Here is a 25022-nt window from a genome sequence, read left to right on the forward strand (position 1 = left end):
GACTGGGCTAGAGCATAGCCGCAATCACCTTGCGGTCGTCCTCGAAATGCAGACTGAAGCCTTTCTCTATGGTGTTGGCTCCCGGATCGAGGCTTTCCACGAACCGTGACAGGACAACAAGTTCCTGCTTCGCCATCGCGTCGAAAGCGTCGGCCCGGTCGCTCATCGCGTGGTTGATCAATTGTTGGTTGATTTCCATGTGTCTCAACAAATCCGGTTCCCATGCACCCAACGCCAATTCGTCGAGCGGTGTCTTAGCGCGCTGGGCCGTGAAGACTCTCGCGACCGCGGCGAGCAGTTCGACCAGTTCGTTTTCTTTTCTAAGGGTGTCCAAAGCATCGGCGTTCATGTTCTCCATCCCCGTTGACAACGACTAGTGCCAGCCATTCGCACGGCTAATGATATGCGCGGTGGTGAATATAGCACACCGGACGCAAACGGATATGAGAAGAAGCACGGCGCGGCCCGCGATTGCCAGAAAGCCATTCGCTTCTTGAGCCGCGTCGGAAAGGGACGCCCGTGTCGGCTTTCAACTGTTCTTGTCACAAAGCTGTCGGTCAGCTTCCGGCCCCTTTTCGGCCGTTCCCTGAACAATCGCGATGTACGCTACGGTATACCGCAGCGTACATAGCACGTGCGGTCGAACTATGCGTACGCACAGGTTGATTTTAATCAACGTACAGGCTAGCTAATGGACAACACTCTTCCGTACAGGAGTTGTCCATGCCTAAGACCGTCCTCTATGCCCGTGTCTCTACCGCCGACCAGACGCTCGATCATCAACGCGACCAGGCTGAAGCTGCGGGGTTTAAGATCGACAAGGTGGTCGCCGACAACGGTGTCTCGGGTGTATCGACCAGGCTGGCAGATAGACCGCAGGGAAAACGCCTATACGACCTGCTGGCACCGGGAGACACTTTGGTGGTCCGATGGGTCGATCGGTTAGGCCGCGACTACCGCGACGTCTCCGACAGCATTCGACACTTCATGCGAGACGGCGTGGTGATCAAGACCGTCATAAATGGCATGACCTTCGATGGATCGACCAAAGACCCCATTCAGCAGGCAGTGCGTGACGCCCTGATCGCGTTTATGGCTGCGACCGCTGAAGCTCAGGCCATGGCGACGAAGGAGGCTCAGCGGGCCGGTATCGCAGCAGCCAAAGGCGATCCTCGAACATATCGTGGTCGCAAGCCGAGCTATACGCGCGCGCAGTTCAACAAGATCGTTACGATGCTCAATGCGGGCGAAGGTGCTTCTGCCATCTCAGCGGAAACCGGTCTGACGCGGCAATCGATCTTACGCATCAGGAACGACCGTGCCGGTTCGGAAAAGGCGCTCGCCTTGTGGGGCTTGTAGCCATCGGTCGCCATAAACGCCAAAGGGTCAATGACCGAAATGGGGCCGGAAGCAGTCTGTCCGCTCTGGGGGAGCTCGATACAAAAAGCGGTCATACCGCTGGAAGCCAAGACCGGAAGGTAGCTGTCTTTTGTGCAGCGGCCGATATATGCAGTCAATCGACCATGGTCCGCCGACTCGATCGGACGATTTACCTTGAGACATTACGCTGCGATGCATTGGTGGAGCGTCGCATAGAATGGTCGGCCGAGTTGATCGAACGACGCAAGGATATCGGCGAGCGTGCAGATCGTGGGCGGGATGAACTTCGGGGGGCAGAGTGGGGCTGTATGAACGGTGGTGCGAAGCCACCAAGGAGAAGGACAAGCGCAAGCGCTATTGGACCTATGTCGAGAAGGACGGCGGGCGCGCCGAGATCAGCGGCGATCTCGCCGAAACCATCCGCTCTCATTACAACCCGCTCGAGCTCATCGCCCAAGATGTGGCGCGACTCGGATACAAGGTTGCGGCCGAGATTCTGAAGGAGTCGATGCCGCAGACGGACAATGGTCGCTCCGGCGACCTCGGCGAGATTCTTGCCACGGAGCTGGTGGAGGAAGAGATCGGCCTGCGCGTCCCCGTGCGCCGGCTCCGCTACAAGGACGGCCGGAACATGGCCATGCGGGGCGACGACTTCATCGGGGCTGGATATGGCGGCGACGACGAGAAGCTCTGGCTCCTGAAAGGGGAAGCCAAAAGCAACAAGAAGCTCGGCAAGGCCACGGTGACAAGCGCACGCAAGGTGCTCGATCGCGACAATGGCCGCTGCACGCCCGACTCCCTCCTGTTCGTCGCTAACCGCCTGCTGGAGAGCAACGACCCCGACGAAAAGGCATTAGGTCGCGCCCTGCGCGACGAAGTGGGACTGAAGAGGCTGCGCGCCGATCGCATCGACCACATGCTTTTCACCGTATCGGGCAACGGTCCTCACGCCTCGCTGAAGGAGGACCTCGACGCTGCCGCGACCAATCGCGACCACTACGTCGTGAACATTCACGTCGAAGACCATCAGGACTTCATCGCGGCCATGTACGAGGGAGCCCAAAATCTTGGAGACGCCTGAGGAGCTGACTGCCTTCCTGGCCACCGCGACTGCCGACGGCATTCTCGGCCGTCTGCTTTATCGAGGCGCTGCGTGGTCGCTTATGCGGGAATCGGGCGTTTTGCCAGCGACGGCGCCGGCGCTGGGCGCGGCGATCGAAACCGACCTTGCCGAACATGGCTTCGCCCTGCTTCGAGGCGCGATGGCCTTGCGCGCCCAGACTGGCGCGTCCGAGTTGACGAACAAGGCCTTTGAGCGCGCCGCCAACGCCTTTGAGGCCCTGGTGACGAACGGCGATCCCGAGGCGCCCGATCGCGGTTTTCGCCGCACCATAGCGGCTGCCGCCTATCATCTCGCCGGCTATTCCGCGGTCGCCTATTCTCTGTTCAATGAGACGGCGGAAGACCTCAACTCATCGCCCGGCGAAACGGCGATCCGCCATCTCATCCTGCGCAATCTCGACCAGTTGCGCCGCTTTGTTCGCGATTGGCTTGGCGACACCGCACATGGCGACGAGCAGGTGGCCGAAACGCTCGGCGCCGAGGACCCCGACATTGACGACGTATTGTCGATCATCCTGAACACGACGATCTGCCGAGCCCTAGCCTTCTTCGATTTTGCCCTGGAGACGGGAGAGGATGAGCCGATCGAGGCAGCGCTCGATCTGCTCGCGACCGCCATTAGGCTGGCTGACAACGCCGGGAACGTCCCCTTGTGGTGGATCTCGAAACTCTGCCGGCACCTCATTGACGACCTCTGGCAGCATTCGCTACATCGGAACTTGCCGACCGAGCCGCCGGCCGGAACGGAGGAGAAATATCCGGAGCTCCGGCGGCTGTTCATCAGCTCGTTGTACGCCCGCAAGACGTCCGAGGTCGAGCTTTGGCCCTCCCAGCGCGAGGCCGCCCGGCGATCGACCGATGTCACAGACGATCTGGTCGTGGCGCTTCCTACCAGCGCGGGGAAGACGCGCGTGGCGGAAATCGCCGCGTTGATGACCTTGTCCTCGGCCCGGCGATTGTTGATCGTCACGCCGCTGCGCGCGTTGTCCGCCCAGACCGAACGATCCTTCCGCAAGACCTTTGCGCCCCTCGGGTTCAGCGTGTCGTCGCTCTACGGCGCCAGCGGCCTTTCGGCGGGCGATGAGGACGCCCTGCGCACGCGCGAGATCGTCATCGCCACGCCCGAAAAGCTCGACTTCGCGCTTCGGAGCGATCCTTCCCTTATCGACGATGTCGGCCTTATCGTTTTGGACGAGGGTCACATGATCGGACCCAGCGAGCGCGAAATCCGTTACGAAACGCTGGTGCAGCGGTTGTTGTGCCGCGCCGATGCCGTCGACCGCCGGATCGTCTGCCTCTCGGCCATCCTGCCCAGCGGCGACGAACTGGACGATCTCACCGCCTGGATACGTTCGGACGAACCGGGCGAGCCGGTGCGCTCCGACTGGCGGCCCACGCGCCAAAGGTTCGGCGCACTGACCTGGCGCGGCAAGGACGCGCTTTTGCGGTTTGACCTCGATGACGGCGGGCCCTTCCTCGACAAATTCGTCGAGCAGAAGCCGGCCCGCGGCAGGGAGAAGAAGCCCTATCCGCGCAAGAACTCGCACCTCGCCCTGTTCGCGGCGTGGGAATTCGCCGGCCAGGGCAAGCGCACCCTCATTTTCTCGACCCAGGCCAACTGGGTCGAGAGTTACGGCAAGCAGGTCGTTGATCTGTGCAAGCGCGGCTATCTTGAGTCACTTCTCGAGGATGAAGCCCCGATCGCCCGGGCACTGGAGGTCGGCAAGGAATGGCTGGGCGACGACCATCCGGCGATCGGGAGCCTCAAGGCTGGCGTCGCCATTCATCACGGCCGCCTGCCGAGCCCGTTCCTGCGCGAGCTTGAGGTCCTACTGTCTGAGGGCGTCCTGAAGGTCATCGTCGCATCGCCCACCCTCGCGCAAGGGCTCAACCTCAACGCTGCTGTCCTGCTCGTTCCGGCGCTGTACCGGGCCGGTGAAAAGATCAAGGGCGAGGAATTCGCGAACGTGGCCGGTCGAGCCGGACGCGCTTTCGTCGATGTCGAGGGCCTGATCGTCCACGTCATGTTCGACAACACCGACTGGCGAAAAGGAGAATGGAAGAAGCTGGTCGACTCCGCGAAGGCTCGAACCCTGAAGAGCGGCCTCATCCAGATCGTCGCCGAAATTCTTGAGCGCCTGTCGAGGGAGGGTGTTCTCGATCGTGTAGACGCCTGGGAATATCTCGCCAACTCCCGGGAGGCCTGGAGATCGCCGGGTGAAGAGGCCGAGGTGGCCGAACGTCTGGCAGCCGCCGCGGAGTACGATGCTGACGACGGCGACGACGAAGGCGATGACGAGGACGAAGGCGAAGACGAAGAGGAAACGATAGACGAAGAACCTCTGTCGCAGCTTGTGGAGCGCCTCGATGCAACCGTGTTCGGCTTGATCGAAGCGCTGGATGCCGATCGCGCCGATCTTCCGAGACTGCTGGATGAGGCGCTCAAGGGATCGCTCTGGGCCCGCCAGATCGCTCGCGAGGAAGAGGATGTCGCGCCGCTGCACAAGAAGGTGTTCGAGGCGCGTGCGGACCTCATCTGGAATACCACCACCGAACAATCGCGGCGCGGGCATTTCGCGATGGGGGTAGGCCTCGAGGCGGGCCTTTCGATCGACGCGATGGCCGATGTCCTGGCCGAGCTGGTCGACCGGGCCGATGGCGCAGCGCTGAGCGGAGACGTCGACGAACTCGCCGATGCTCTCGCCGGCTTGGGCGAGCGCCTGCTGTTCATGCGTCCCTTCATTCCCGACAAGAAAAATGCGCTGCCCGCCAACTGGAAGGCGATCCTGCGCTCCTGGGTCGCTGGTGAAGAGGTCTCGACGATCGGACCCCAGAACATGCGAGTGGTCGAGGAGGCCTTCACCTATCGGTTGGTCTGGGCGCTGGAAGCCATTCGCACCCGCCGGGTGTCTCTCGGCTGGTCGCCAGAGACCGTGGCGGGCGGCGCGGCTGCCGCGGTCGAAACCGGTGTCCCGCAGTTCATGATGGCAATGCTGATCCGGGCGGGCCTTCCATCGCGGCGTGCGGCCATTGCCGCCATTACCGACGCCCAACCAGTCTTCGTCACACCGGCAGAGATGCGGGCTTGGCTCGAGTCCGACGAGATCACCGCCCACACCGATGCCGGTGACTGGCCCACGCCGGAAACCGCCGCACTTTGGGCGCGGTTCCGCACCGAGGCCCTTAGCGGCGGCATCCAGAAGTGGTCCGTCGAACGCTACCAGCGCCTGCTGGATATGAAGGCCACGCCGCCCGCAGGCCTCTATCGGATTATCACCGACGAGGGAGACGGACGGACATGGCTCACGACCCCTGATTACCAACAGGTCGCTCCGTTCAGGAAGCCGGCGGTGGATCCCAAGCCAAGTCTCTTTTCCGGACGGCTCCCGGGAGACACCAGGCTGGTCGATGCCCAGCGCGTCGGCCGCGGGAAGTTGCGGTGGCCGCGTGCCGATGCATAGCGAGGAAAGAAAGGGATCCTCTATGCAGGATCCGGGACAAGAAGCGCGCGCCGCTCGCCAAGGCTGAGCGGACGGCCTCCCGACGCTGAGCCGGAAACTGAGTATTAATCCGATCCACCAAATATGGCTGACCATCTTAGCGAACGGCAGCTTTCGAGCGCACGGCCGGTCAGGCTGAACGGCCGGTATGGGGGCGCGAAGCTGACATCACTCCTGCCTTGCGCGCTAACGAGCGGAGGACGTGTATTGCGCAATACAGCGGATCGTATTGCGCAATACACTACTTCCTCGTTGGATCGTGCTCGATCACGCGCGGGCCGGCCAAGCGCTCCAATTCTTGATGCACTCTCCCGAACTGCAAGACGTTCTTCTTCACCACCTCAGCCTGGCGCTCGGCTGTCGGCGGTCCCGCGGCCGTGTTGGCGCTGCGATCGCCTAGCATCTCGTGCGTCAGTGTCGGAAGATCCTTGAAGCCGAAGCATTCCAGGATGAACATCTGGCCCTGCATTGCTGACCTGATGTCGCCGGCCTCACGGGCGTCTCTGACGAGCGAACGCAACATTTGCATCTCTTCGCGAGCGTTGATGGCGGCATGTTCGACGATACGGCTGACCTGCTTTTGCTGGATCTGCGCGACGCGGGCTTTGATGCTCTCATTTGCACTCAAACGCGCAGCATTGCCACGGTGAGGTTTGTAGCCCGCCGCGGCATATGCCTTTTCGGCACTGAGTCCCTTCGCGAGTGCTTGTGCCACACGTTCGTGCTTGGCGTTCTTCAGAACTGGCATTGTGTTATGCGTCTTTATCCATTGGAGCTGATCGCGAGTACATTGACTTGCGGGAACGTGTTGTGGCGATCCGTCGGAGTCATGCCGCTCCCCCGCCGTGCTCAGGGATGTCAATGGTCGGACGCCACCGCGAGTCGATGACCTCGCATCGTTCGAAGATTAAGCGCTTGAACACCTCCGTTTGCCGGCTGGCGACTGACGCGGATAAGCCCGCCCGAATAAGATGATCGTGATACGAAACTAGGGCCCTCGTCAGGATCCAATCCGCTTCCTTGTTCGTGCGGGCCTTGGAAAGTTGATGCGCCACCTTGAAGGCATGCCCCTTCCGCTTGTCAGCCGGGAATGCGATGACTTTGCAGGGAGCCGACCAATGGGGCAAATCAAGCTGCATCTTCGCGCGCCTCCCCTCCGCTCAGCGACATAGACGACGCCGTGGCGCGAACGAGTTCATTGACAGCTGCCCTGGCTTCCGCCGTGGTGCGCGCGCTCTGCGCTTGCCCGCTCTTGGAGGCGGGCTGGCGCGCAGCCCCGCGCACCGCCGTAGGTGTATGGTAGGATAAGGATGTCACGCTTTCCGTGACGGCCTGGGGCTGAGAAATGCCCTTTTCGTCACGGTTTTCGTGACAGGGCGTCACGGTTTCCGTGACAGCGTGAGAACCGTTCGTCACGGTTTTCGTGACGTTGCCGTCTCGGTTTTCGTGACAGGTTTTTGTTCTGTGGCCATTCTTTCCGTTGGGGTTGTTTGCCGATGACATTGCTATCGGGAAGTCACGTCCAGGCTCCCAGCTTCGATATAGCTTACGGCCGTCACCGTCCGTTCGCGGCATCTTCAATTCGGTGATCTCGTAGGCAGGTGATCGTGCCGCGCCGTCAACACCAAGGCTGCCAGGCTCGGTCTGGACAATGAAGCCCTTGCGCTGGAGATCACGGAACGCCTCTGCCGCGGTATCGGGGCGCACACCCAGCTTCTCGCCTGCCTGCCGGACGCTTAGCCGAAGCTTTCCGTTGTTATTGGCTTCAGGCCCGCGCCATTCGAACTTGATCCAAGGATATAGCGCCTGGGCTGTAGAAGAGAGCGCCTTCCAAGCTGGCGTTTCCATCGTGACACGAAGCATTTTCGTCCAATGTTCACCTCTCGGTGAGCGGTTCCTGCCGCTTTTCGTCTTCATCAGTGGGTGCGCGCCCGTATCAGGTGCGCCTCCCTGCTTGGGGCGGCGGCTTCGTGAAGGTTGACGCCGAAGCGTTCGCGCAACTGCGGGACGGCAGGGCGCCGATTGTCGTGGTCGCCGAGCACGAGCCAGCGAGCGGCTTCAAGGACCTTCGGGTCCATCTCCGACGCGATCACGCCTGATCCCGCTCAGCCGTGGAGTTCACCGGCTTTGAGAGTCGCTCAAGCACATGGCGGTCGAGCGCATCCTCTTCGTAGTAGGGAATGCGCCCGAAATACCGTATCGGCGGCCCCCCACCTACGGATGCCGCTTTAGCTAGCGTGGCCTCCGCCATTTTGATGCCGTGCTTTTCTTCAAGATATTTTGGCACTTCCCTACGCCGCAAAAGGCGTTTCGGTTTCACGTCGTCAGGCACGATGGGGTTTGCGGACGGCGCGGCCAGTGGTATGCTCGACATTATGGTCGGCTCCCTAAAAAGAGTGGGCTTCATCGGGGAATAAGCGGTCAGGTCGCCAAACGTGAGCCGCTTATTTCTCGTTTTTATGCATTCAGTTTAACTTGTTCGCGATCGACTATTTTTATAGCATATTTCCGGTAGTCACCGAAGGCCCCGATCACACGTTCCTCAAAAACCCAACGAATAGGGTGCCCGACTTCAGTCCCGCACTTGGCGCTCGACCTCGCCAGCAATCTTGTCAGCCGCGGCGATCAGCACGGCATCGAGCCGGTGCGTATAGCATGACGTGATCCCTTGCCGTCCATGCCCGAGACAGGCGCCGATCGTGCAGTAGGTGAAGTCGAGACCGGCGCCCACGCTGGGGAACGAATGTCGCAGCACGACCCATCGGCCAAGAAAAAAGACTAAGCCCGCCTCGACATATCCAATACCTTTGCCGAATAGCCGGTCATTTGGCGCCAGATTTCCCCGCTGACCCGATTTGCTGCCGCGACCAGCACCGTGTCGAGCCGGTGAATGTACCGGCTGGTCACCGTCCCAGCGGTATGGCCTAGCATGGCTGCGATAGTGCTTTCAGCAAAGCCAAGGTCGCCAGCAACAGACGCATAAGAATGGCGCATCGTGTGTGGCGTAACTCCCTCCAGTGCCGCCCGATTCATCAACCTCACCCATGCCCCGGCGAGGCCCTTGTAGTGGCCTGTCTTTCGTAGCGCGGGCAGAACGTAGGGGATTCCGGGAACGCGCAGGGCGGTCCGCAACACGTCGAATGCTTCCCGGCCCACCGGACGTACTGATGGGCCGCTTTTGCTGTCGGCCAGCCGGAAGCATTGGCCTTCTTCGTCAACCTCTGACCAGCGCAGCGCTTCAATCTCTCCGAGGCGACATCCAGTGAGCGCCAGCAGCCAGGCGCCTGTCACGGCTTGGGGTGTGTCATATTCCGTCGCAGACCGGCTCAGAGCCTGTCCCAGTGCCCTGTATTCGTCTGCTATCAAGCGTCGTGACCTCACGCCATCGGCTGGCAACTTGACGCCCTGAGTCGGGTTGCTAGTAATGATACCCTCGTCGACAGCGTAGGTTAGGATGCCGCCCAAGAGCCCCGTGGTGCGTGCAGCTGTACCGATGCCGCCTTTCACCTCGACTCGAGCTCCGTTTTTGCCGGTGCGGTTCTTCACAGCTGTCTTTCCCGCGGAAATGTCGCGCATGAACTTGGTGATATCCGCGCGGGTGAGGTCGATCACGAGCTTGTTTCCGAGAAGCGGTTTGATGTGTCGGCAAATTCTGCCGCGGTCGATCTCGAGCGTGGACGCCTTCTTTGGACGGTTCTTGCGCCTACCAAGTATCAGCCCACTCTCTGCCGCCCTCATATATCGGTCGCAGAGCTGCGCCACCTTCAGCGATGCGCGCCGGGTCCTCCGCTCAAGCAGCGGATCGGCCTTCTGAAGCGCTACTGGGCCGAGCGTCTGGATAGCCAGGGCGCGCGCCGCCTCTGTGGTCAGGACACCGTGCCGCCCGATAGTCATGCGTCGCCGTGCATTGTCGACGCGGTAGTCGACAAAGTAAGTTTTCGACCCGGAAGGCTGGACGTAGAAGCCGAAGCCCTTCAGTTCGGAGCACCACACAGTGTATTGCTTGTCGCGAGGACGGGCAGCATCCACGACCTTCTTGGTGAGTTTTGGCACGGAGATCGGCCCTTGGTGAGTGTCAACTCACAATACGCTCACCAACAGGCGGGAAACAACCACCATCTCGGTAACGGACCGGGAAACTCCCGAAAGGGCAGTAAGCCTTGTGGACAAAGGTGTTGCGAAGTTGAGAAAGGTTAGGCACACCCCAGGATATGTGCCGTTGCCGCCCAAGGAAGGCAGCCATTACGACCTGCCGATCGCGCTCGGCCTGATGGCGGCGCTGGGCGCCGTTCCGGGCGATGCGCTCTCGGCCTATGTCGTCCTCGGCGAACTGTCGCTCGACGGCACTATTGCAGCTGTCGCCGGCGCGCTGCCCGCCGCCATCGGCGCCAATGCGGAAGGCAAGGGGCTGATCTGCCCGCATGCAAGCGGGCCCGAGGCCGCCTGGGCGGGTGCGGACATCGACATACTGGCGCCGCGCAGCCTTATCGCCATCGCCAACCATTTTCGGGGAACGCAAGTGCTGTCGCGGCCCGAGGCAAGCGTGCATGTGGCGGCAAGCAACCTGCCCGACCTCGCCGACATAAAGGGGCAGGAGAGCGCGCGGCGGGCGCTCGAAGTGGCCGCGGCCGGTGGCCACAATCTGCTGATGGTCGGCCCGCCGGGTTCCGGCAAGTCGATGCTGGCGCAGCGCCTGCCGTCCATCCTTCCGCGCCTGCAGCCAAAGGAGTTGCTCGAGGTTTCGATGATCGCCTCTATGGCCGGCGAGCTGGCAGGCGGCAGGCTGACGGACCGCCGCCCTTTCCGGGCACCGCACCATTCCGCGTCGATGGCCGCCCTTGTCGGTGGCGGCTTGCGGGCGAGGCCCGGCGAAGTGTCGCTCGCCCACAACGGCGTGCTCTTCCTCGATGAGCTGCCGGAGTTCTCGCCGCAGGCGCTCGACGCATTGCGGCAACCGCTCGAAACCGGCGAATGCGTGATCGCGAGGGCGAACCATCGCGTCGCCTATCCGGCGCGCATCCAGCTCATCGCCGCGATGAACCCCTGCCGGTGCGGCATGGCGGGCGAGCCGGGCTATCGCTGCGCGCGCGGACCGCGGTGCCAGACTGACTATCAGGCGCGCATATCCGGGCCGCTGTTAGACCGCATCGACCTGCGCATCGAAGTGCCCGCGGTGTCGGCCGGCGAGCTGATCCGGCCCGGACGCGCCGAAGCGAGTGCAGCAGTCGCCGCCCGCGTCCTTGCTGCACGCGAGATCCAGCAGGAGCGGCTCGACCGGCTGGGTGTCGCGGCCACGACCAACGCGCATTGTCCGACCGCGCTGATCGAGGAGATCGCCGCGCCCGATGCCGCCGGCCTGACGCTGCTGCGCGACGCCAGCGAGAAGCTCGGCTTCTCCGCCCGCGCCTACCACCGCGTGCTCAGGGTGGCGCGCACGCTGGCCGACCTCGACCGGTCAGGGACGGTCGGCCGCATCCATCTCGCGGAAGCCATCTCCTACCGCATCAGCGCGGAGCGCATGGCGCAGGCGGCGTAAGGCGCGCCTAGAGAAATCACGAACGTCCAGTCAGCCTAGGACTGAAAAGCCCGCTGTGGTGTCAGGAAAACGGAGAGCGTTGGCTATCTCACCGCGCCGACGAGCGGCGCCGCCGGCTGGCTGTCGCGGATCGTCACCCAGCGCCCGGTGTGGTTGCTGGCCTGGCGCTTCAGGAACCGGTAGCCGGTCTCGTGCCACTGGCGGACGGCATCGGTGAGGTTGTCGAGCACGAAATCGCCCTTGTCGGTGCGGACTGTCAGCACGGCGTGGCCCTCGCCGTCCGGCTTGCGCACGACGGTGATCAGCAGGTTCGACAGCGACAGGCCCTGATTCATCAGGTCGCGCCGCTTCTCCAGCACATAGTCCTCGCAGTCGCCGGCGCCGATCGGATATGCCCAGACCTCGTCCTTGCCGTAGAGGTCGATATCGTTCACCGGCTTGATCGCCGCGTTGACGCCGACATTGACGGCGACGATCTGCTTCCACAGCGAACCGGACATGCGCTCGGGACCGGAGTCGCGCAAGCGGATGTTGCATTCGACAGGATTGGCGCGGCAGAACTCGTAATGGCCGATCGGCTGCGAGGTGAGCCCGCCCGTCAGCATCGGTTGCGCGGCGAATGCCTGGGTCATGGAGAGGCCGGCTACGAGAGCCGATCCAATCGCGACCAAAACGCTGTTCCGCGCCCGCCCCTTTGTTCGTGAGGAAGCCATCTAACCCCGACCCACGTCTTTTTGTTTCTTAAGGAAACGTTAAGGGACATTCCTCGGGTCGTGTCAATTCGATTAGCCAGTCAGATTATTGTGATGGTTACCGCGTGGCGGCGACCGCGGCGAATCTGCAACAGCCGGTCGCTTCTGCCGAAGCAGTGCACGGACAGGCTTATCTTGCCGCAATCGGGACCGGTTCCCACTCCCGGCAATCGCATCGACCGGGTCAGCCCTTCGCCTTGCGCGTCTCGCGCACCTTCGGCGCGGGCGCGGCGTTGCCGTAGCTGGTGATGAAATCGACGATCCGGGGCACGATCTCGGAGCGGAAGCGCGAGCCGTTGAAGACGCCGTAATGGCCGACCGCCGGCTGCACATAGTGCACGCGCCGGTCTTCCGGGATGTTGACGCAGAGCCCGTGCGCGGCCTCGGTCTGGCCGAGGCCGGAAATGTCGTCGTTCTCGCCCTCGATGGTGAGCAGCGCCACGTTGCGTATCGCCTTCGGGTCGACCGGCGTGCCGCGATGCGTCATCTCGCCCTTCGGCAGCGCGTGGCGGATAAAGACCGTATCGACGGTCTGCAGGTAGAATTCCGCCGTCAAATCCATCACGGCGAGATATTCGTCGTAGAAGTCGCGGTGCTTCTCGGCCCCGTCGCCGTCATTCTTGACGAGGTGCATGAAGAAGTCCTTGTGCGCCGTGATGTGGCGGTCGAGGTTCATGCTCATGAAGCCGGAGAGCTGCAGGAAGCCGGGATAGACATCGCGCGAGAAGCCCGGCACCGGCCACGGCACCTGCATGATGACGTTGTCGCGGAACCAGTCGAGGCCCTTTTCCTCGGCGAGCAGGTTGACCGCTGTCGGGTTGCGCCGCGTGTCGACCGGCCCGCCCATCAGCGTCATGGTGGCCGGGGCGAAGCGGTCGCCTTTCGCCTCCATCAGCGCCACCGCCGCAAGCACCGGCACCGATGGCTGGCAGACCGCCATCACATGGGTGTCCGGCCCCAGCTTGTGGAAGATATCGATGACGTAATCGATGTAGTCGTCGAGATCGAACGTGCCCTCGGCGGCCGGCACCATGCGCGCGTCCGTCCAGTCGGTGATGTAAACGTCGGCATAGGGCAACATCGCCTCGACCGTGCCGCGCAGCAGCGTCGCATAGTGGCCGGACATCGGCGCGACGATCAACAGCTTCGGATCGGCCCGGCGTCCGCCCGGCAGGTCGCGCTCGAAGCGAATCAGGTTGCAGAAGGGCCGCGACCAGACGACCCGCTCCGTCACGGCGACCGTCTTCCAGTCGACCACCGTCTGCGTCAGGCCGAAGGCAGGCTTGCCGTAGCGGCGCGTAGTGCGTTCGAACAGTTCGGCCGTGGCCGCGATCGAGCGCCCGAAAGGCGTGTGGGAAAACGGGTTGAGCGGATTGGAATAGAGCAGCTTCACCGCATCGGCATAGGCCCGGAAGGGCTGCACGGCGGCATGGTTCAGTTCGTAAAGCTGGTAGAACACATCGAACCCCGTTCTACCGGGTCTTGCCCGGCGGCCTCCCATTGCTGGACAACGAAGTTAGCGATGTTTTGTTGCGATGCAATACGTCACGCCGCGTTAGCTATTGCGCCGGCTTGGTTCGTCGCTCCGAAAATCTTCCACTTTCAATGGCTTCAGTCGAACACGCCTTCGACGAGCACCATTTCCGCATCTGCGAACTTCCGGCGGATGGCCCGCGCCGCCGTGTATTCCGGCGAGTGATAGCAATCCTGCGCCGCCTTCAACGACGGAAACTCGATCACCACGTTGCGCGCCCACCTCTTGCCTTCGGTCGCCTCGAAGGCGCCGCCGCGCGCCAGGAACCTGGCGCCATATTTCTCGAAGGCGGGTTTCGCCGCGGCGACGTAGTCCTTGTAGGCTTCCGGGTTCTTCACCTCTACATGCGCGATCCAGTATCCCTTGGGCATGGTCTCCTCCTTATCCATTCAAGCCGCACCCATCTCCGCGAGGATCGCCTCGGCCGCCGCGCGGCGGTCGGGCGCCTTGACGATTGGCCGCGCCACAACCAGATGGCTTGCGCCGGCGCGGATCGCGTCTGCCGGCGTCATCACGCGCTTCTGGTCGCCGTGGTCCGCGCCGGCCGGCCTGATTCCGGGCGTCACCACCGCGAGATCCGGCCCCACCACCCTGCGCACCGCGGCCGCCTCATCCGCCGAGCAGACGATGCCGCCCATGCCGGCGGCAAGCGCCTGTTCAGCGCGGCGCAGCACCAGCGTATGCGGGTCGTATTCGTAACCGGCGTCGATCAGGTCGGCCTCGTCCATCGAGGTGAGCACCGTGACGCCGAGCAGGGTCAGGTCCGAACCCTTCGCCGCTTCGACCGCGGCGCGCATCGCCTTCGGATAGGCATGCAGCGTCAGCATCGACATGCCCATCCGGACGATGTTCTCGACGCCCTTGGCAACCGTGTTGTCGATGTCGAGCAGCTTCATGTCGAGGAATATCTTTTTGCCGTCCGAAGCCAGTTCGCGGGCGAAATCGAGGCCTCCCGCAAAGGCGAGCTGATAGCCGATCTTGTAGAAGGAGACGGTACCGTCGAGACCCCGCACCACCTTCTCGGCCTCCGCGACATCAGGCACGTCGAGCCCTACGATCAGTCTTTCCCGCATGCCGGTCCTCCTGTCGCCAGCCGTCACGGCTCCACCCTCGTCGACATCATCGCGGCGCGCTCGATCAGCGACCGGCAGACCTTTTCCATCTGGTGGCGCAGCCGCTCTTCCCTGAACTGGCCGTCTTCGTCGAATGCTTCTGACGCCTTGCCGACCGAGCATTGCGGCGTGACCACTTCGACCTGGCAGGCCATCAGCACCGCGCGCAGATGATAGAGCCCGCGCGTACCGGCGAAATTGCCGTCCGACGAGGAACAGAGCGCCGCCACCTTGCCCTCGAACGGCTTGACCGGACGGCCGCCGTCGCGGCGCACCCGGCTTGCCCAGTCGAGCGCGTTCTTCAGCAATGGCGGTATCGAGGCATTGTATTCCGGGCTGGCAATGAGCATCCCGTCATGGGCGGCGATCTGGCGCGCCAGCTTCAGTGCATTGTCCGGGACGCCCTTTTCCTTCTCGAGGTCCTGGTCCATGAGCGGCAGCGGATAGTCGCCGAGCGAGATGCGGGTCACATCCGCCCCCTGCAACGCCAGTTCCTTCATCGCCGCATCGGCGGTCCTGATCGAAAAGGCCCCGGTGCGAAGCGATCCGGCGAAGACGAGGATTTTCGGAATCACAGGCATGGCCGTCCCTTTGCCCGCAGCTATAGGCAAAGCAGCCGTCAAATCAATACAGCGCAGCCCGGCTTGCGAGTTCGCTTCGCCGGCGATCCGCGTCGCCCGCGTCAGTTCCGCGTGGCGCGGCGGTAGAGCCAGAGCTGGGTCGGCGGGATGTTGCGCAGGATGAAGTGGAAGTGCTCAACGGTGTAGTCGCCGTGGCCCGGTGGGATCGGCGATTTCGGCCCGTAGGTGAGCTGCACCACCGGCCGTCCGTTCGGGATGCGCTTGAGCAGGCTGTCGAGATAGGCGACGCGGCGCTCGACGGGGAAGTTCAGCAGCGGCACGCCCGACACGACGCAGTCAAAGACCACGTCGCGCTTGTCGCCCAGTGTCTTGTCGAGATTGAAGCCGTCGCCCTCGATCACGTTGACGCCCGAATAGTTGCGCCTGAGATGCGAAACGAACTGCGAGGAATATTCGACGGCATAGAGATCGGCCGGCTTCACGCCGCGTCCGAGGATCGCCTTGGTGATGACGCCGGTGCCGGGACCCACTTCAAGCACCGGCAGCCCGGATCTGGTGTCGATGACGGAAGCCATGCGCCGCGCCGTCACGGAACTGGTCGGGATGATTGCGCCTACGGCTCGCGGCTTGTCGATCCAGCCTTTGAAGAACTTCAGTTCGTCATCGAATTTCTCGGCGAACTTGCGCAGTCCCGGAGCGGCCATCGACGGTCTCCAACAATCGGTTGCGGACACATAACAGTCCGTTGCGTCAACGCAAGCTTTGATGTCGCGTTCCCAACGATTTTTGTCGCTTTTGTTGAGCAGATCGATCGCCGCCGGGTGTGATCAGCGTTCCCCGAAGGACTCGAAGAAATCCTTCATGCGCGAGAAGAAACCGCTCGACTGCGGCGAGTTCTCCGTCGACGACAGCTTCTCGAATTCCTCCAGCAGTTCGCGCTGACGCTTGGAGAGGCTCTGCGGCGTCTCGACCGCGGTCTGGATGTAGAGGTCGCCGACCTGATGCTGGCGCAGCACCGGCATGCCCTTACCCTTGAGGCGGAACTGGCGGCCGTTCTGGGTTCCCTCGGGCACCTTGACGCGGGTCTGCGTGCCGTCGAGCGTTGCCACCTCGAAGGAGCCGCCGAGCGCGGCCGTCGTCATCGAGATCGGCACCTTGCAGTAGAGGTCGGCGCCGTCGCGCTGGAAGAACTCGTGCGGCTTGACCGACAGGAAGATGTAGAGGTCGCCGGAAGGCCCGCCACGCAGGCCCGCCTCGCCTTCGTTGGCAAGCCGGATGCGGGTGCCGTCCTCGATGCCGGCCGGGATATTGACCGACAGGGAACGCTCCTCGACGGTGCGGCCCTGGCCCGAGCATTTCGGGCACGGGTCCTTGATCGTGGTGCCGCGGCCCTGGCAGGTCGGGCAGGTGCGCTCGATCGAGAAGAAGCCCTGGCTGGCGCGCACCTTGCCGTGGCCGCCGCACATGGTGCATGTCACCGGCTGCGTGCCTGGTTTGGCGCCGCTGCCCGAGCAGTCGGTGCAGGAGACGGACGCCGGCACATGGATCTGCGCGGTCTTGCCGGTATAGGCCTCCTCCAGCGTGATCTCCATGTTGTAGCGGAGATCGGCGCCGCGCTCGCGCCCGCCCGAAGAGCGGCGCCGGCCGCCGCCCATCATGTCGCCGAAAATATCCTCGAAGATATCGGCGAAGCCGCCGGCGGCAAATCCGTGCGCGCCGTTCATGCCGCCATTCTCGAAGGCCGCATGGCCGAAGCGGTCGTAGGCGGCGCGCTTCTGCGGGTCCTTCAGCGTCTCGTAGGCTTCGTTGATTTCCTTGAACTTGTGCTCGCAGGAATGATCGCCGGGATTGCGGTCGGGATGGAACTGCATGGCGAGCTTGCGGAAGGCGACCTTCAGCTCTTTCTCATCCGCGCCCTTCTGGACGCCCAACGTCTCGTAGAAATCAGCCTTCATCGCCTATCGCAATTTTTGCCTTGGTTCGCTGCCGCCCTTCAGCGAAATCGCCATGCTCCAACACGCGAGGAGCCATCCGGGCGCCTCGCTCTAGCATGTGTGTCCCGATTTAGTAAGCCGGCCGCCGCAATGCCAGTGGTTCAGGCAGTTGGGCCGCGTTTTTTTCAGTTTTGAACTGTTATTCGCGCCGCGCGGCGCGTCATCTTCCCGGCGCCGGAGGAAATACTTGCGAAGCGTTCGTTGAGAAGCTTGCCGAGCGGCGCCTCGAAGTAGCGGGCCGACAGGAGCGCCAGCACGACCGATACCGCCATGGGCGCCAGCCAGTATGCATAGAAGTCGATGAAGCCGAGCGGTTCGAGCAGCTTGCGCCAGAGGATGCCCAGCATCAGCGACGCCACCACCGGGTGGATCAGGTAGATGCTGAAGGAGGCCATCGCCAGCGGGTCGAAGGGTTTCAGCGGCAGCGTCGCATCCTGGTTGTTGCGCTCGGCGAGGGCGGCGAGGAAGATCGAGATGGCAAGGAGGAGAAGCGCCGCGTAGCCGGAAAGGCCGTGCCACATCAGGACGACGCCGACCCCGAAGAGCGCCCAGCCCGGCGCATGGCTCCGCAGTTCCCATCGGCTGTCGCGCACGAGCACGGCGACGAAGGCGCCGATGGCGAAATCGGCGAAGGCGCGATAGGCGCCCCAGGTGTCGGCGACCATCCAGCTCTCGAACGGGATGACGCCCTTGGCGACCGCCATCTCGAGCGCGACGCACACCGCCACGATCAGCGCCGCCAGTCCGAGAAGCCCGAAGCGGCGATGGACGAGCACCACCAGGGGCAGGGTAAGATAGCAGAACCATTCCGCCGACAGCGTCCAGCCGACATAGTTGAAGGTGAGCACGTCGGTGAACCCCCATCCCTGTACCAGGAGCAGGTTGGCCGGCAGCGCCGCAAAGTCGTAGCGCCCGTCGTCGGGCGAGCCCGCCAGGCCGAGATGCGCCGCCGCCCCGACCGCGACGAAATAGAGGAGCGTCAGCAGATAGAGCGGATAGAAGCGGGCGATCCGCCTGACCAGGAAGCTCATATAGCCGCCGCGCTCGACCAGCAGCCTGTCGGCGTAGCGCAGCATGATCAGGAATCCGGAGATCATCAGGAACATGTCGAGCAGCGGCATCAGGCTGCGCATCCTCTCGGCCAGTTCCAGCGCGTCGGCAGGCCCATAGGACAGATAGTGGAAGATCATCACCAGGAACGCCGCCAGCACGCGCCAGAAACCCAGGACCCGAAAATGCATAGCGAGACTTCCCCTGCCCACGTCACGCGGCTGTCGGACCAGCCGTTCCCCGATGCTTAACAAAGGAGTCCGCGCCTGTGTCGGAAAGGGTTTGTTAAGCTTAACGCTGCGGCATGCGGGGCAACAAAAAAGCCCGGCGCGAACGCCGGGCTTTTGCTTGCGATCCTAAAGGGGCGATCAGGCCGACTTCTTCTTGTCGTCGTCCTCGTCGATCTCCTCGAAGTCGGCGTCGACCACGTCCGAATCCTTGGCCGCATCGGCCTTGGCGTCGGCTTCGGCCGCCTCCTTCTGCGAGGCTTCGTACATCGCCTGGCCGAGCTTCATCGAGGCTTCGGCAAGCGTCTGCGTGGCCGCGCTGATCGCGTCGGCGTCTTCGCCCTCGGCAGCGGTCTTCAGCGCCGTGATGGCGTCAGCGATCGCGGTGCGGTCCTCCTCCGAGACCTTGTCGCCATAATCCTTGAGCGACTTCTCGGAAGAATGCACGAGGCTCTCGGCCTGGTTCCTGGCCTCAACCAGCGCGCGGCGCTTCTTGTCGGTCTCGGCGTTGGCCTCGGCGTCCTTCACCATCTTCTCGATGTCGGCGTCCGACAGGCCGCCCGACGCCTGGATACGGATCTGGTGTTCCTTGCCGGTGCCCTTGTCCTTGGCCGAGACGTTGACGATGCCGTTGGCGTCGATGTCGAAGGTGACCTCGATCTGCGGCACGCCGCGCGGAGCCGGCGGAATGCCGACCAGGTCGAACTGGCCGAGCGCCTTGTTGTCGGCAGCCATCTCGCGCTCGCCCTGGAAGACGCGGATGGTCACCGCCGACTGACTGTCCTCAGCCGTCGAGAAGACCTGGCTCTTCTTGGTCGGGATCGTCGTGTTGCGCTCGATGAGACGCGTGAACACGCCGCCCAGCGTCTCGATGCCGAGCGACAGCGGCGTCACGTCGAGCAACAGCACGTCCTTGACGTCGCCCTGCAGCACGCCGGCCTGGATGGCGGCACCCAGCGCAACCACCTCGTCGGGATTGACGCCCTTGTGCGGCTCCTTGCCGAAGAACTGCTTCACGACTTCCTGGACGCGCGGCATGCGGGTCATGCCGCCGACGAGAACCACCTCGTCGATCTCGCCAGCCTTGAGGCCGGCATCCTTGAGCGCCGCCTTGCAGGGCTCGATCGTGCGCTGCACGAGATCGTCGACGAGCTGCTCCAGCTTGGCGCGGGTCAGCTTCAGCGTCAGGTGCTTCGGACCGGTCTGGTCGGCAGTGATGAAGGGCAGGTTGATCTCGGTCTGCGCAGCCGACGACAGCTCGATCTTCGCCTTCTCGGCGGCTTCCTTTAGCCGCTGCAGCGCCAGCTTGTCGTTCTTCAGGTCGATGCCCTGTTCCTTCTTGAACTCGGCCGCCAGGTACTCGACGAGGCGCATGTCGAAATCCTCGCCGCCGAGGAAGGTGTCGCCATTGGTCGACTTCACCTCGAACACGCCGTCGCCGATCTCCAGTACCGAGATGTCGAAAGTGCCGCCGCCGAGGTCATAGACGGCGATCGTCTTGCCGTCCTTCTTGTCGAGGCCGTAGGCGAGCGCGGCGGCGGTCGGCTCGTTGATGATGCGCAGCACTTCGAGGCCGGCGATCTTGCCCGCGTCCTTGGTGGCCTGGCGCTGGGCGTCGTTGAAATAGGCCGGAACGGTGATGACGGCCTTCTCGACCTTCTCGCCGAGATAGGCTTCCGCCGTCTCCTTCATCTTCTGCAGGATCATGGCCGAGATCTGGCTGGGCGACTGCTTGCTACCGCCGGCCTCAACCCAGGCGTCGCCATTGTCGCCCTTCACGATGTGATAGGGGACGAGCTTCTTGTCCTTCTCGGTCACCGGATCGTCGTAACGACGGCCGATCAGGCGCTTGACCGCGAAGATGGTGTTTTCGGGATTGGTCACCGCCTGGCGCTTGGCCGGCTGGCCGACCAGACGTTCGCCGTCGCCGGTGAAAGCGACGATGGAAGGGGTCGTGCGCGCGCCTTCCGCGTTCTCGATGACCTTGGCGTCCTTGCCGTCCATGACGGCGACGCAGGAATTGGTGGTTCCGAGGTCGATGCCGATTACTTTTGCCATTTCTCTAATTCTCTCCTTCAAGCAGGTCGTCAGGACCCAATGCGGCGTTCCGGGGACGACCCCTGTTCACTGGAAATTCCGCGCCGGGCACAGGCCTTCAAGCCGGCTCGCGCGGTTGCGGCGTATATAAGAAGGGCCAATTTCCAACGCAAGTCAGGTCATGAGGCGTTTTCCCGTCCTTCCAGGTCGGGCTGCATCAGTTGCGACCGCTCGAAAACCAGCAGGATCACAATGGCGATCAGGAAAGGTATGATCAGGTAGAAGAACCTGAACACCAGCAGCGCCGCCAGCACGTCGGCGGGATCCATGTCCGGCAGCGCCATGATGAAGACCAGTTCCAGCACGCCGACGCCGCCCGGCGCATGCGAAAGCAGCGCCACGCTGAACGAGATCAGGAAAATGCCGAGCACGATGAAATAGCCGGGATTCCCGGCTTCAGGCAGCGCGAAATAGACGATGCCCGCCGCAGCCAGCAGCTCGACCGGCCCGATGACGAGCTGGCGCGCGACGATCGGCAGCCGCGGATACTGGAGGTTGATCGAGCCGATCCGGAGCGGCCGCAGGCCCAGCCAGCTCCCGAGCACGTAGAAACCGACCAGCGCCAGCAGGAAATAGCCCGTCGTGATCGACACGCCCTCGGGCACGAGGTCGGCGATCCGCTCGGTGATCTCGGGTTCGGCCACCAGCACGAGCCCGGTGAGCAGCACCACGCCGAGCGCGAAGGTGAAGGAGCAGAACGCCACCAGCACGCCGATCTCCTGCGGCGTCAGGCCGCGCGAGGAATAGGCGCGATAGCGGACGACCGCCCCCGAAAAGACCGACGCGCCGATCGTGTGCGACAGTGCATAGGTGGTGAACGAGCAGAGCGTGATGAAGAGCCACGACGCCGTGCGTTCGAGATGCAGGAGCGCGATGCGGTCGTAGCCGGCGAGCGCCGCGTAGGCCGCCAGCGTGCACAGCCCGGACAATATCCAGCCACTTGCGGGGATCGCTACGAGGCTGTCGGCGAGATCGGCCAGCGAGAGCCCGCGCAGCTCGCGATAGAGAAGCCAGCCGGACAGAACGATGGCGAGCGTTCCCACGGCGGGCCAGATAAGTTTCTTCAGCGTCATTCGCCTCCAAGGCCATGTTGGAGCCTCTCCGGCTCCGTGGCCGGGAGACCTGTTCTCCTCTCATGCTCGCCTGACACGAGCCCCCCTCACTTACGTGACTAAATAAAGTCCCGGGGAACAGGAAGTCGAGGGGCAATTCGGCCAGAAGAGTCGCCAGCCGCATGCCGCAACGGCAGGGAAGCGACGGACGGGAGGCCGTCCGCCGCTTCCTCTCACTGGTCAGGTCTTCGTATGGCCCGTGACGGCCGCGCCGCTACTGGCTGAAGCGGCGCTTGGGCGGAGGCGGCGCCGTCTGCTCGGCCGTGAAGTTTCCAGTGCCCGTCGACGCCGAGCCGTTCTTCCTGGCCTGGCGCTTCTGTTTCAGGCAGCCATTGCCGAACGTGCCCCACCAGGCCGGGTTGTTCTTGCCGCAGCGCCAGACCATGCCGGCGACCTCGTAGGAACCGTCCGACATTTCGAGCGACGGTGTGGCTGGACCGTCAACATTGGCGGCAGTCGCGGCCGCGGTCAGGCCAAGCGTGACCGAGGCCGACAGGATCAAGGCGTATTTCATCATTGCGGTACTCCCTTTCTGCTTGGGGAGCGCGACCGTTTGAAGCGCTCCGGGTTGCTGACCTCTATCGGTCGCCCGGAGAGCCCGGATGGTTCAAAGATTTCTTGCGGGATTTGCCTGGAGGACTAGGCCTGCCGTTCGATCACGGCGACGTTCATGCGCGTCCTCAGCCTGAAGCCGATCTTCTCGTAAAGGGCGATCGCGACCGCATTCGTCGCGTAGGTGTGGAGGAAAGGCTGCTCGCCCCGCCCGTAGATCTTTCCGGCCACATAAAGCGTCAGCAGCCGCCCCAGCCCCCGCCCGCGGACGTCGGGATGCGTGCAGACGCCGCTGATTTCGGTCAGTCCCTCCTGCTTCAGCCGCTCGCCCGCCATGGCGATCAGCCTGCCGTTCTCCCGGATGCCCCAGAACGAGCCGAGCGCCTGCGCCTTCATGGTGAAGGGACCGGGCTTGGTCAGCATCGCGAGCTCAAGCATATCGGCCGCATCGGTTTCGCCGAGCTTTTCGATGCGCTCGTCCTCGAATTCCGGCATGGACCGTTCCGCCACCATCTGCACGCCGAACGACGTGGCCGAGGTGGAAAACCGCGGCGGCGGCACGAATTCATCCGCCTGCAGGAAGATCAGCGTCTCGCCCGGCTCGGCGATGTCGGCGAAGGCCGCCAGGCTCTCCGGGCTTTCGTCGCGGCCGCAGGCGAAGGGATGGATCGACGGAGCATAGCGCTTCGCGTCGCCGTCGCCCTTGGCGAGCGCGGCATGCCTCGTGTTCAGCGCGTTCCAGATCGGGCGGTCGAGAACGTGGCTCACGATATCGCCCTGGCGGCGGCCTTAGCGGCCGACTTCCGCCGCTCGACCGGAAGCCGCTCCAGGATGACCAGCCGCCTTCTCGGCAACCGCCTGACGAACGAGACGATGCGCGCCAGGCTACCGATCCGCCAGTTGAACCGCACCTTGACCGGCGCGGCACTCGGTTCGATCTCCTCGAACCCCCAGCGGGCATAGATGCGGGCGTGGGATTCGGGCGTTATCATCCAGATCGGCTCGCGCTCGTCGGCGAGCAGCGTATCGATCAGGCGCGAGACGATGCCATGCCCGCGCAGGTCCTTGGCCACCACCAGCGAGCCGAGCTCGCGCGAGCCGTCGGAGTGGCGCCTTATCTGCGCCGCGCCGACGACGCGGTCGGCCATGGCGGCGACCAGGAAATTCGGCCAGTTGATGCGTGTGGGATTGAGGCGTTCGCCCCGGACCAGCGCGCGGATCGCCCGCTGATCATGCTCGGTCGCACGGCGAAAACCGATCGCGTGCTGGTCCATTGTTGCCCTCCTGCGAGTCGCAAGCGAAGCGTACTCGCAGGGTCGAGCATGCGGCCGGCATGTTTCGGCCGCATGCCGGCACGGACGGGCTCAATGTTTCCGACTGTATCCGGGACGGCTCTGCCAGAAGCAGTCCCGCTGGGGGCAGCCCTAGACCTTCTCCCAGCCGCCGCTGTCGCCGGCGCGGAAGATCGCGTCGATCACCTTCTGGTTCTTCACCGAGCTCTCCAGCGTGAAGAGCGGCTCCTTCGAACCCTTGGCGACGCGGGCGAAAGCCTCGACCTGCAGCCGGTACTGCGACGCGCCGGGGAAGCGGAACAGCGTCTCCTCGGTGTGGTTCTGGTTGTGCAGCGAGATGCGGTGGTGGTCGTAGAGCCCGGCATTGAAGGGCCCGTGCACCTCGATGAACCCCTTGTCGCCGTGGAACACCATCAACTGGCGGTGGGCGAGTTGCGTCGACAGGTAGAAGGACAGTTCGAAATCGCCGAAATCGGCGCGGATGGACGAATAGGTGTCCGTCTTGAACTTCTTGTCGCGCTCGACCGTCGCCTGCACGCGCTTCGGCTCCTTGCCGGTGACGAAGCGCGTCGAGACGGTCGGATAGACGCCGATGTCGGGCAGCGCGCCGCCGCCGAGAGACAGGATGTTGCGCATGTTCTTGGGGTCGACGTTGAAATAGGTGAACGCGCCCTGCACATAGCGCAGGGTGCCGATCGCGCCGGACTGCACGAGGTCACGCACCTTGATCCACTGCGGATGGTAGGTGACCATGAAGGCTTCCGAGATCAGAACCTTCTTCCGGTCGCGGATCTTGATCAGCTTGGCGATGTCCTTGGCGTCGAGCGCCAGCGGCTTTTCCACCAGCACATGTTTGCCGGCCTCGGCGGCCTTCGCCGCCCATTCGACATGCTGCGAGGTCGGCAGCGGAATGTAGACGCCGTCGATCTTGTCGGAGGCGAGCATGTCCTCGTAGGAGCCGAAGGCATGCAGCGCGCCGAAGCGCTGGGCAAGCGCCTTCGCCTTCTTCAGGTCCCGGCTGGCGATCCCTGCCAGCACGCCGTTGTCGGCATCGACGATCGCCGGAATGAGCTGCTCGCGCCCGATCTTGGCGGTTGAAAGAATTCCCCATCGGAACATGCGTCTCTCCTCGTTTTGCCGGGCGACAGAGGAGCCTTCCGCGAGGCGAAAGGCAAGCGGAA

General features: G+C 63.5%; 25 protein-coding genes. 4 read left to right on the forward strand and 21 right to left on the reverse strand.

Annotated elements, in window-relative coordinates; translation table 11 throughout:
* Positions 1 to 7: 7 nt before the first annotated feature.
* A complete protein-coding gene (locus D8676_RS19010) occupies positions 8 to 349 on the reverse strand; it encodes a hypothetical protein (RefSeq protein ID WP_121582674.1) in 342 nt (113 codons plus the stop codon).
* Positions 350 to 723: 374 nt separating this feature from the next.
* On the opposite strand from D8676_RS19010, the gene D8676_RS19015 reads away from it, so the two are divergent.
* The 3 genes from D8676_RS19015 to D8676_RS19025 all read left to right on the forward strand — a co-directional run bounded on the left by D8676_RS19015 (position 724) and on the right by D8676_RS19025 (position 5963).
* Positions 724 to 1359 (forward strand): recombinase family protein, encoded by a 636-nt coding sequence (locus D8676_RS19015; RefSeq protein WP_121582675.1) that lies wholly within the window; start codon positions 724 to 726, stop codon positions 1357 to 1359.
* A 319-nt stretch (positions 1360 to 1678) separates the two neighbouring features.
* On the forward strand, positions 1679 to 2461 hold the full coding sequence (locus tag D8676_RS19020; RefSeq protein WP_121582676.1) for a DUF1837 domain-containing protein: 783 nt from the start codon (positions 1679 to 1681) through the stop codon (positions 2459 to 2461).
* Complete coding sequence (locus tag D8676_RS19025; protein ID WP_121582677.1) at positions 2448 to 5963, forward strand: DEAD/DEAH box helicase; 3516 nt, start codon at positions 2448 to 2450, stop codon at positions 5961 to 5963. The genes D8676_RS19020 and D8676_RS19025 overlap by 14 nt, the downstream gene beginning before the upstream one ends.
* Before the next feature lie 280 nt (positions 5964 to 6243).
* Here the strand turns inward: D8676_RS19025 and D8676_RS27715 are convergent, their stop codons facing one another.
* The 6 genes from D8676_RS27715 to D8676_RS19055 all read right to left on the reverse strand — a co-directional run bounded on the left by D8676_RS27715 (position 6244) and on the right by D8676_RS19055 (position 10055).
* The gene (locus D8676_RS27715; RefSeq protein ID WP_245426907.1) at positions 6244 to 6750 is read right to left on the reverse strand and encodes a terminase small subunit; all 507 of its coding nucleotides are present in this window, start codon (positions 6748 to 6750) and stop codon (positions 6244 to 6246) included.
* A gap of 380 nt (positions 6751 to 7130) precedes the next feature.
* The gene (locus tag D8676_RS27410; protein WP_210210737.1) at positions 7131 to 7865 is read right to left on the reverse strand and encodes a hypothetical protein; all 735 of its coding nucleotides are present in this window, start codon (positions 7863 to 7865) and stop codon (positions 7131 to 7133) included.
* Positions 7866 to 7918: 53 nt separating this feature from the next.
* Positions 7919 to 8095: a hypothetical protein gene (locus D8676_RS27415; RefSeq protein ID WP_183097173.1), complete on the reverse strand. Its 177-nt coding sequence runs from the start codon at positions 8093 to 8095 to the stop codon at positions 7919 to 7921.
* Complete coding sequence (locus D8676_RS19045; protein WP_121582825.1) at positions 8092 to 8376, reverse strand: hypothetical protein; 285 nt, start codon at positions 8374 to 8376, stop codon at positions 8092 to 8094. Before D8676_RS19045 ends, D8676_RS27415 begins: the two co-directional genes overlap by 4 nt.
* A gap of 198 nt (positions 8377 to 8574) precedes the next feature.
* Positions 8575 to 8757 carry a hypothetical protein gene (locus tag D8676_RS19050; protein WP_183097165.1) on the reverse strand — a complete coding sequence of 61 codons (183 nt, stop codon included), beginning with the start codon at positions 8755 to 8757 and terminating at the stop codon, positions 8575 to 8577.
* 23 nt (positions 8758 to 8780) lie between these two features.
* Positions 8781 to 10055, reverse strand: coding sequence for a site-specific integrase (locus D8676_RS19055; RefSeq protein WP_121582679.1), 1275 nt, complete (start codon positions 10053 to 10055; stop codon positions 8781 to 8783).
* Between the two features lie 160 nt (positions 10056 to 10215).
* Between D8676_RS19055 and D8676_RS19060 the strand changes: the two genes are divergently transcribed.
* Positions 10216 to 11538, forward strand: a complete 1323-nt coding sequence (locus D8676_RS19060; RefSeq protein ID WP_348629025.1) for a YifB family Mg chelatase-like AAA ATPase — start codon at positions 10216 to 10218, stop codon at positions 11536 to 11538.
* An 83-nt stretch (positions 11539 to 11621) separates the two neighbouring features.
* Here the strand turns inward: D8676_RS19060 and D8676_RS19065 are convergent, their stop codons facing one another.
* The 14 genes from D8676_RS19065 to D8676_RS19130 form a co-directional block, all read right to left on the reverse strand.
* The gene (locus tag D8676_RS19065) at positions 11622 to 12170 is read right to left on the reverse strand and encodes a transglutaminase-like cysteine peptidase (protein WP_121582826.1); all 549 of its coding nucleotides are present in this window, start codon (positions 12168 to 12170) and stop codon (positions 11622 to 11624) included.
* A gap of 304 nt (positions 12171 to 12474) precedes the next feature.
* Positions 12475 to 13749 carry a polyhydroxyalkanoate depolymerase gene (locus D8676_RS19070; protein ID WP_121582681.1) on the reverse strand — a complete coding sequence of 425 codons (1275 nt, stop codon included), beginning with the start codon at positions 13747 to 13749 and terminating at the stop codon, positions 12475 to 12477.
* A gap of 152 nt (positions 13750 to 13901) precedes the next feature.
* Positions 13902 to 14195 carry a DUF1330 domain-containing protein gene (locus tag D8676_RS19075; protein ID WP_121582827.1) on the reverse strand — a complete coding sequence of 98 codons (294 nt, stop codon included), beginning with the start codon at positions 14193 to 14195 and terminating at the stop codon, positions 13902 to 13904.
* Positions 14196 to 14213: 18 nt separating this feature from the next.
* The gene (pyrF, locus tag D8676_RS19080; RefSeq protein WP_121582682.1) at positions 14214 to 14897 is read right to left on the reverse strand and encodes an orotidine-5'-phosphate decarboxylase; all 684 of its coding nucleotides are present in this window, start codon (positions 14895 to 14897) and stop codon (positions 14214 to 14216) included.
* A gap of 23 nt (positions 14898 to 14920) precedes the next feature.
* Positions 14921 to 15517 (reverse strand): NAD(P)H-dependent oxidoreductase, encoded by a 597-nt coding sequence (locus D8676_RS19085; protein ID WP_121582683.1) that lies wholly within the window; start codon positions 15515 to 15517, stop codon positions 14921 to 14923.
* A 101-nt stretch (positions 15518 to 15618) separates the two neighbouring features.
* Complete coding sequence (gene pmtA, locus D8676_RS19090) at positions 15619 to 16221, reverse strand: phospholipid N-methyltransferase PmtA (RefSeq protein WP_121582684.1); 603 nt, start codon at positions 16219 to 16221, stop codon at positions 15619 to 15621.
* A 123-nt stretch (positions 16222 to 16344) separates the two neighbouring features.
* A complete protein-coding gene (gene dnaJ, locus D8676_RS19095) occupies positions 16345 to 17472 on the reverse strand; it encodes a molecular chaperone DnaJ (RefSeq protein WP_121582685.1) in 1128 nt (375 codons plus the stop codon).
* 164 nt (positions 17473 to 17636) lie between these two features.
* Positions 17637 to 18752, reverse strand: coding sequence for an acyltransferase (locus tag D8676_RS19100; protein WP_121582686.1), 1116 nt, complete (start codon positions 18750 to 18752; stop codon positions 17637 to 17639).
* A gap of 177 nt (positions 18753 to 18929) precedes the next feature.
* Positions 18930 to 20846, reverse strand: coding sequence for a molecular chaperone DnaK (dnaK, locus tag D8676_RS19105; protein ID WP_121582687.1), 1917 nt, complete (start codon positions 20844 to 20846; stop codon positions 18930 to 18932).
* A 158-nt stretch (positions 20847 to 21004) separates the two neighbouring features.
* Positions 21005 to 21958, reverse strand: a complete 954-nt coding sequence (locus D8676_RS19110) for a YbhN family protein (protein WP_121582688.1) — start codon at positions 21956 to 21958, stop codon at positions 21005 to 21007.
* A gap of 253 nt (positions 21959 to 22211) precedes the next feature.
* A complete protein-coding gene (locus D8676_RS19115; RefSeq protein WP_121582689.1) occupies positions 22212 to 22514 on the reverse strand; it encodes a hypothetical protein in 303 nt (100 codons plus the stop codon).
* Positions 22515 to 22636: 122 nt separating this feature from the next.
* Positions 22637 to 23317, reverse strand: a complete 681-nt coding sequence (locus D8676_RS19120) for a GNAT family N-acetyltransferase (RefSeq protein ID WP_121582690.1) — start codon at positions 23315 to 23317, stop codon at positions 22637 to 22639.
* Entirely contained in the window at positions 23314 to 23823 is a 510-nt protein-coding gene (locus D8676_RS19125; protein ID WP_121582691.1) for a GNAT family N-acetyltransferase, read from the reverse strand. The genes D8676_RS19120 and D8676_RS19125 overlap by 4 nt, the downstream gene beginning before the upstream one ends.
* Before the next feature lie 150 nt (positions 23824 to 23973).
* On the reverse strand, positions 23974 to 24960 hold the full coding sequence (locus tag D8676_RS19130) for a Gfo/Idh/MocA family oxidoreductase (protein WP_121582692.1): 987 nt from the start codon (positions 24958 to 24960) through the stop codon (positions 23974 to 23976).
* Positions 24961 to 25022: the final 62 nt, after the last annotated feature.

It is taken from the genome of Mesorhizobium sp. YM1C-6-2, from assembly GCF_003666685.1.
Taxonomy (GTDB): domain Bacteria; phylum Pseudomonadota; class Alphaproteobacteria; order Rhizobiales; family Rhizobiaceae; genus Mesorhizobium_K.

Bases quoted from the DNA above. Each gene is read 5' to 3' on its own strand.
- D8676_RS19010 (WP_121582674.1), bottom strand. From the start codon at position 349: ATGAACGCCGATGCTTTGGACACCCTTAGAAAAGAAAACGAACTGGTC.
- D8676_RS19015 (WP_121582675.1), top strand. From the start codon at position 724: ATGCCTAAGACCGTCCTCTATGCCCGTGTCTCTACCGCCGACCAGACG.
- D8676_RS27715 (WP_245426907.1), bottom strand. From the start codon at position 6,750: ATGCCAGTTCTGAAGAACGCCAAGCACGAACGTGTGGCACAAGCACTC.
- D8676_RS27410 (WP_210210737.1), bottom strand. From the start codon at position 7,865: ATGCTTCGTGTCACGATGGAAACGCCAGCTTGGAAGGCGCTCTCTTCT.
- D8676_RS19045 (WP_121582825.1), bottom strand. From the start codon at position 8,376: ATGTCGAGCATACCACTGGCCGCGCCGTCCGCAAACCCCATCGTGCCT.
- D8676_RS19065 (WP_121582826.1), bottom strand. From the start codon at position 12,170: ATGACCCAGGCATTCGCCGCGCAACCGATGCTGACGGGCGGGCTCACC.
- D8676_RS19075 (WP_121582827.1), bottom strand. From the start codon at position 14,195: ATGCCCAAGGGATACTGGATCGCGCATGTAGAGGTGAAGAACCCGGAA.
- pyrF (WP_121582682.1), bottom strand. From the start codon at position 14,897: ATGCGGGAAAGACTGATCGTAGGGCTCGACGTGCCTGATGTCGCGGAG.
- D8676_RS19085 (WP_121582683.1), bottom strand. From the start codon at position 15,517: ATGCCTGTGATTCCGAAAATCCTCGTCTTCGCCGGATCGCTTCGCACC.
- pmtA (WP_121582684.1), bottom strand. From the start codon at position 16,221: ATGGCCGCTCCGGGACTGCGCAAGTTCGCCGAGAAATTCGATGACGAA.
- dnaJ (WP_121582685.1), bottom strand. From the start codon at position 17,472: ATGAAGGCTGATTTCTACGAGACGTTGGGCGTCCAGAAGGGCGCGGAT.
- D8676_RS19100 (WP_121582686.1), bottom strand. From the start codon at position 18,752: ATGCATTTTCGGGTCCTGGGTTTCTGGCGCGTGCTGGCGGCGTTCCTG.
- dnaK (WP_121582687.1), bottom strand. From the start codon at position 20,846: ATGGCAAAAGTAATCGGCATCGACCTCGGAACCACCAATTCCTGCGTC.
- D8676_RS19110 (WP_121582688.1), bottom strand. From the start codon at position 21,958: ATGACGCTGAAGAAACTTATCTGGCCCGCCGTGGGAACGCTCGCCATC.
- D8676_RS19115 (WP_121582689.1), bottom strand. From the start codon at position 22,514: ATGATGAAATACGCCTTGATCCTGTCGGCCTCGGTCACGCTTGGCCTG.
- D8676_RS19125 (WP_121582691.1), bottom strand. From the start codon at position 23,823: ATGGACCAGCACGCGATCGGTTTTCGCCGTGCGACCGAGCATGATCAG.
- D8676_RS19130 (WP_121582692.1), bottom strand. From the start codon at position 24,960: ATGTTCCGATGGGGAATTCTTTCAACCGCCAAGATCGGGCGCGAGCAG.